This is a genomic window from Consotaella salsifontis, from assembly GCF_900167365.1.
Taxonomy (GTDB): domain Bacteria; phylum Pseudomonadota; class Alphaproteobacteria; order Rhizobiales; family Rhizobiaceae; genus Consotaella; species Consotaella salsifontis.
Genome location: NZ_FUXL01000002.1, coordinates 440,731 through 447,257 on the forward strand (window position 1 = coordinate 440,731; position 6,527 = coordinate 447,257).

The 6,527-nt window shown below is 64.9% G+C and carries 5 protein-coding genes; 4 read left to right on the forward strand and 1 reads right to left on the reverse strand.

The annotated features are described in order from the left end of the window. Nucleotides 1-32: 32 nt before the first annotated feature. Entirely contained in the window at nt 33-725 is a 693-nt protein-coding gene (locus tag B5D38_RS04140; protein WP_078707063.1) for a glutathione S-transferase family protein, read from the reverse strand. A 132-nt stretch (nt 726-857) separates the two neighbouring features. Here B5D38_RS04140 and B5D38_RS04145 point away from each other — a divergent pair, with 132 nt between their 5' ends. From B5D38_RS04145 to B5D38_RS04160, 4 genes are all read left to right on the forward strand, one after another. Beyond that, nucleotides 858-2,747, forward strand: a complete 1,890-nt coding sequence (locus B5D38_RS04145) for an ABC-F family ATP-binding cassette domain-containing protein (RefSeq protein ID WP_078707064.1) — start codon at nt 858-860, stop codon at nt 2,745-2,747. A 338-nt stretch (nt 2,748-3,085) separates the two neighbouring features. After that, nucleotides 3,086-4,945: a methyl-accepting chemotaxis protein gene (locus B5D38_RS04150; RefSeq protein WP_245318797.1), complete on the forward strand. Its 1,860-nt coding sequence runs from the start codon at nt 3,086-3,088 to the stop codon at nt 4,943-4,945. A gap of 304 nt (nt 4,946-5,249) precedes the next feature. Beyond that, nucleotides 5,250-5,432: a hypothetical protein gene (locus B5D38_RS04155; RefSeq protein ID WP_078707066.1), complete on the forward strand. Its 183-nt coding sequence runs from the start codon at nt 5,250-5,252 to the stop codon at nt 5,430-5,432. 226 nt (nt 5,433-5,658) lie between these two features. Beyond that, a partial coding sequence (locus B5D38_RS04160; RefSeq protein ID WP_131829861.1) for a HAMP domain-containing protein occupies nt 5,659-6,527 on the forward strand: 869 nt, incomplete at its 3' end.

The window sequence follows — 6,527 nt, forward strand, 5'->3', positions numbered from 1 at the left end:
CGCTCGCAGCGGCAAGGTGTGGGACGCTTGGCTCAGGCCGCGGCGGGCACCTTTCGTCCGGCCTGGCCATAGAGATCGAGGCAGCGCTCGAACCACTGAGACAAGGCGTCGCCCTCCGGCAGCGGCTGGAAGGACGAGGCGACCCGCAGCCACTGAAACGCGCCGAACACGATGTAGTCGGCAAACAGCGGTCCCTCGCCGCCGACGAAGGGCTGGCGCTCGAGAAGCGCGCGCAGCGGAGCGATCGCCTTGAGGAAACCGTCTACGCGCCCCTCGCGTCCTTCCTGCACCTCTTCCAGCCGGGCCCCGAGCTTGCGCTCGCGGTCCTCGCGGAAATAGGCCTGATCCACCGGGGCCAGAAAGTCATGAATGTCGCGGACGGCGAAACTCGTCACCACCGGATGGATCGTGCGCTGCGACCAGGATTCGACGAAGCGAGACAGGGCGACGCCCCCTGGCCCGCCAAACAAGGTCGGCCGGTCGGGATAGGCTTCGTCGAGATATTGGGCGATGGCGAAGGAATCGGCGACCAGCCGATCGCCATCCCGGATCAGCGGCACGATCTTCGTCACCCCGCCCTCGATCGTCGGTATCTCGGTGAAGGGGACGGGCACCGTCTCGAAGTCGAGGCCCTTGTGAGAAAGAGCCATCCTCACCTTCCAGCAGTGCGGTGAAAACGGGCGCTGGGCATCGCGGCCGACGAGTTCGTAGAGCAAAATGGCCATGGTCGTCGTTCCTGGGGTTTGGTCGCGAAGCCTAGCTGGCTATAGGCGTCACCATAGCGCAATGCGCGGCGGAGCCAATATGGCGGCGTCCCGCCTCTTCCGCCGCGCCGCATTCGATGGCAAAAGCCCGCCATGCTCCAGATTACCGACCTTTCGGCACGCATCGCCGGCCGTCTCCTCATCGACCACGCGTCCCTGACGCTGCCGGCCGGCGCCAAGACCGGGCTGGTGGGGCGCAACGGCGCCGGGAAATCCACCCTTTTTCGCGTGATCACGGGCGATCTTGCCGCCGAAAGCGGCAGCATTTCCGTCCCCAAGGGCACCCGCATCGGTCAGGTCGCCCAGGAAGCGCCGGGAACCAGCGAATCGCTGATCGAGATCGTTCTCCAGGCCGATGAGGAGCGCGCGGCGCTGCTGACCGAGGCCGAGCTTGCCCACGACCCCATGCGCATCGCCGAAATCCAGATGCGCCTCACCGATATCGACGCCCATTCGGCCGAAGCGCGCGCGGCCGCCATCCTCTCCGGCCTCGGCTTCGACCATGAGGCGCAGCAGCGGCCCGTCTCCTCCTTCTCGGGGGGCTGGCGAATGCGCGTGGCGCTGGCGGCGGTGCTCTTTTCGCGCCCCGACCTTCTGCTGCTCGACGAGCCGACCAACTATCTCGACCTGGAAGGCACGCTCTGGCTGGAGAATTTCGTCGCCCGCTATCCCTATACGGTGCTGCTCATCAGCCATGATCGCGACGTCCTGAACAACGCCGTCGATTCCATTGTCCATCTCGACCAGAAGAAGCTCGTCTTCTATCGCGGCGGCTACGATCAGTTCGAGCGGCAGCGGGCCGAGAAGCTAGAGCTTCTGGAAAAGCAGATCTCCAAGCAGGCGGCCGAGCGCGCCCACATGGAAGCCTTCGTCGCGCGCTTCCGCGCCAAGGCGACCAAGGCGCGTCAGGCGCAATCGCGCCTGAAGGCGCTGGAACGCATGAAGCCGCTCGTTTCCGTGGTCGAGGAAGAAGTCATCCCCATCGTCTTCCCCACGCCGGAGAAGCGGGCCGCCTCCCCTATCATCGCTATCGACAGGGCCAAGGTCGGCTACCAGCCGGACAAGCCGGTGCTGTCGCGCCTGTCGCTGCGCATCGACACCGACGACCGAATCGCGCTGCTCGGCGCCAACGGCAACGGCAAATCGACCTTCGCCAAGCTTCTTGCCGACCGGCTCGCGCCACAGGAGGGCACGCTGACCAAGGCGCCGGGGCTGAAGATCTCCTATTTCGCCCAGCACCAGATCGACGATCTGCGCCCCCAGGAAAGCGCCGTCCAGCATGTGCGGCGTTTGATGCCGGAGGCTCCCGAGCCGGCGGTGCGCTCGCGCGTCGCGCAGATGGGCCTCAGGACCGAAAAGATGGACACCGTCGCCGACAGCCTGTCGGGCGGCGAGAAGGCGCGTCTTCTCATGGGACTGGCGACATTCGAGGCGCCGAACCTTCTCATTCTCGACGAGCCGACCAACCATCTCGACATCGAGGCACGTGAATCGCTTATTCGCGCGCTCAACGACTTTCCGGGCGCGGTCCTCATCATCAGCCACGACCGCCACATCATCGAGGCGACGGTCGACCGGCTGTGGCTGGTCCGGGACGGCACCGTCGCGGCTTACGACGGTGACCTGGAGGACTACCGCAAGCTCATCCTTTCGGTCGGGCGCGATGCTGACAAGGCGGCCTCAGGGGATAACGCCCCTACCGTCTCGAAAGCCGACCAACGGCGCGCGGCTGCCGAAAAGCGCGAGGCGCTGAAGCCCCTCAAGAAGAAGATCGACGCGACCGAAAGCCAGATCGAGCGCCTGCAACGCACGCTTGCCGGCCTGGACGAGAAGCTGGCGGATGCTGGTCTCTACAGTCGCGCCCCGGCCAAGGCTGCCGAGCTCGCCAAGCAGCGCGCCGACGCGACCAAGGCGCTGGCAGCAGCCGAGGAGGAATGGCTGGCCCTCACAGAGGAACACGAGACCGCCATGGCCGCTGAATGACGGTAGCCGTGACCGCCCTGCCGCGCCCGACGGTCCGCTGACCGGATCGCATCCACCGCTCATCGGCCGGTGCCCTCACAGCAGCACCGGCTCGGTAGCCAGCTATATCGAATATTCGTAATATCTATGCGGCATCCCGCCACACTCATCTGCCGCGCCAGCACAACATTCTTTAAGCAGAGAGTACTAGCACAGATTGCAACAACACAGATCCCGATGTTGAGCTCTCTGTCATGCGTATCAAAATTTCCGGAAAACTGACCTTCCTCGTCGCCCTTTCGATTTGCGCAAGCATCGTTCTTTCTTTTATTCAACTAGTTTCGATGAGAGACTTGGCGGTGCAGGATCGCACCGAGTTGCTCCACGCTCAGGTCGCGTCCGCGCGATCCATCGCCGAGTCGTTCCAGGCGCTGGCGGCCTCCGGAGCCATTCCCGCGGACGACGCGCAGTCCTATGCGCTGAAAGCCATCGCACGGATCCGGTACGGCGCCGACGGCTATGTCTACGTGCTGGACTACGACGCCCGCGTTCTCGCCCATGCCGATGCGTCGATGGTGGGCAAGTCGCTTTACGCGGTCCGCGACGCGGAAGGCTCCCCGGTCTTTCAGAACATGGTCAGCGTCGCCAAGGGCGGCGGCGGCTACACCGCCTATCAATGGCCGCGTGAGGCGGGAGCCGACCCCGAACCCAAGCTCAGCTATTCCGCTGCCGTGCCCGAATGGGGATGGGTCATCGGCACGGGGGCCTACACCAACGATTTCGATCAGCTCTTCTGGGAAAAGGTGCTGGCGATCGCCCCATGGATCGCCGTCATCCTGATCGTGCTCGGCACCGCCGGTTGGTTCATCGCCCGCGGCATCGCCCGGCCGCTCAGCGCGATTGCTGGCACAGCGCATCAGCTGGCCGCCGGCGACAAGAGCATCGCCATTCCGCACCGCGATCGCAGCGACGAGGTGGGCGACATGGCTCAGGCGGTGGAAACATTCCGGCTGGCGGCGATCGAACAGGATCGGCTCGCGGCCGAGGCAGCGGAAGCCCGCCACGCCCAGGAGGCCGAAAAGGCGCGCCAGGCTGCCGAGGAGCGTGCCAAGGCGCAAGAACTCTCGGCCTTCGTCGCCGACATCGAACAGGGCTTTGCCCAGCTGGCGGATGGCGATCTGACCGTGCGCCTGGCGCGGCCGGTCGCGGCCGATTACGAGGTCATCCGTGCTCAGTTCAACGGGTCGGTGGAGACGCTCGAGGCCACCTTCGGTTCGATCGTCGGTTCGATCGGCTCGATCCGCTCCGGCCTCGGCGAAATCAACCAGGCATCCAACGATCTCGCCCAGCGCACCGAACAGCAGGCGGCGAGCCTGGAGGAGACGGTTGCGGCCCTCGGTCAGGTGACGCGCGCCGTCAACGACACGGCCGAAGGCGCCAGCCGCGCCCAGGCATCCGCCCAGACCGCGCAGAAGAATGCCGAGAAAGGCGGCGCCATCGTCGGCCAGGCGGTCGAGGCGATGAGCGAGATCGAAAGGTCGTCGGAGGAGATCGGCAAGATCATCGGGGTGATCGACGAGATCGCCTTCCAGACGAACCTGCTCGCCTTGAACGCAGGTGTCGAGGCAGCGCGCGCCGGCGAGGCGGGCAAGGGCTTCGCGGTGGTCGCCCAGGAGGTGCGGGCGCTCGCCCAGCGCTCCGCCGAGGCCGCCAAGGAGATCAAGGACCTGATCTCCAAGTCGGGCGAGCAAGTGGGTCGCGGCGTGGAATTGGTGACGGCGTCGGGCAAGAGCCTGGAGCAGATCGTTTCGGAAGTTGCCGCCATGTCTGCCGAGGTGTCCGAGATCGCACGGTCGGCGCGCGAGCAGGCGGTGTCGCTGAAGGAGGTCAGCCAGGCGGCGGACCAGATGGATAAAGTGACGCAGCAAAATGCTGCGATGGTGGAGGAAACGACGGCGGCGGCGCAGTCGCTCGCCGCCGAGACCGACAACCTGGCGCAGCTGATCGCGCAGTTCCGCACGGCAGCGAGCGCCGGCCATCAGACGCAGGGCGCGCGCACCGCGCGCCGCCAGAGCGCGCCTCCCGTGTTGCGCGCGGCAACGCCGATCCGTCCGGCGGCGGCAAAGGCCGCCCCGCGTCCGGCGTCCGCGATGAAGGCGACCGGAACCGACGGCGCCCCGGCCAAGTCCGGCGGCGACGACGGATGGGAAGAGTTCTGACCAGACAAGGAATTCTGATCAAACAAGACGAGGGGCGGCCGGCGATCATCGCCAGCCACCACCGTCACATCATTGAGGTGACGGTCGACCGGCTGTGGCTGGTTCGGGGCGGCACCGTCACGGCCTATGACGGCGACCCGGAAAACTATCGCAAGCTCATCCTTTCGGCCGGCCGCGATACCGAAAAGGCGGCCTCAGGGGAAAGCGCCTCTCCGTCTCGAAAGCCAACCAGCGCCGCGCGGCCGCCGAAAAGCGCGAGGCGTCGAAGCCTCTCAAAAAGAAGATCGACGCGCTGGAGGCGGAGATGCATCGCCTTCAGCGCATCCTGGCCGATCTCGGCGACAAGCTCGCCAACCCTAAGCTCTATACGCGCGATCCCGGCAAGGCGGGCGAATATGCGCACAGGAAGAGCGAGGCCGCGCGCTCTTTCCGAAGCCGAGGAAAAATGGCCGCTTCGGAGGAATACGAAGCTGCAATGGCTCGGTAGAGCACGCCGCAAGATCGCCGGCTGCCGCATTCAGGAGCCGGCGTCACCTGGCGATGCACCCCTAGGCAAGAATGCTCAATAAATTATACTTCTCTGATTATCTCTAAAGCCAATCTATGTATTTCCATCCCTGTTAAGCTTTTATACTTTGCCCGTCGGTACTGTTATCGCCGACCGCGCTCCATTCGGCGCGTTTTGTTGTATTGCGGCGTTGTTGGTGAGCCTCATGAAGAACATACCTATTATCGGCAAGCTATTGCTCGTGATGGCGGCGTTCGGCGCTTTCGCGCTTGGCGTCGCCTATTACAGCGGATCGCAGCTGCAAAGCGTCGATCACGCTTACAGCAGCATGCTGGAGCGCGAATCGACGGCCGCGCTGCAGATCGTGAGGATGAACCGGTCGATGCTGGGCGCCCGCGCCGCTATCGCCGACCTTCTGATGTCCCGCTCAGAGGCCATCAACAAGAGCGCCTCCGCCGAGATGGCGGATATGAGGAGCCGGTTCATCGATGCGTCCGACAAGGCCAGTGCCGCCATGCCCGAACTTCAGCAACTCAAGGACCTGAAGAGCAAGGGCCTGCAGATCATCGATCAGAACTGTTCCTCGGCCATCGACCAAGCCGCCAAGGCCGTCGCCATCGAGGATGTCGTGGCCTCGCAGACGACGTATCTGTCGCAGTGCCAGCCCCTGTTCCCGGATTTTGTGAAGCAAACGACCGCCATTCAGGACGATCTGATCAAAACGGCACAGACGAAAAGCGACGACATTTCCGCGTTATCCGACACCATCGTCAAGACGACCTACGCGATCATTCTAGCAGGCCTGGTTATCGTCGTTGCCGGCGCATTCTTCGCCTTCCGCGCCTGGCTCATCCGCCCCATCAAGGGCCTCGAATCCGCCATGCAGAGGCTGGCGGGAGGCAACCTCTCCACCGCCATCGACGGCATCGACCGCAAGGACGAGGTCGGCGCCATGGCCCGCGCCGTGCAGGTGTTCAAGGACAACGGCATCAAGGCCAAGCAGCTGGAGGCCGAGGCCGAGGAGACGCGCCGGCGCCAGGAGGTCGAGCGCGAGCGCCTCGCCGCCGAGGAACG

What these genes read in the sequence shown, in the direction of transcription:
- B5D38_RS04140 (WP_078707063.1), bottom strand. Translation starts at nt 725, where the DNA reads ATGGCCATTTTGCTCTACGAACTCGTCGGCCGCGATGCCCAGCGCCCG.
- B5D38_RS04145 (WP_078707064.1), top strand. Translation starts at nt 858, where the DNA reads ATGCTCCAGATTACCGACCTTTCGGCACGCATCGCCGGCCGTCTCCTC.
- B5D38_RS04155 (WP_078707066.1), top strand. Translation starts at nt 5,250, where the DNA reads ATGCATCGCCTTCAGCGCATCCTGGCCGATCTCGGCGACAAGCTCGCC.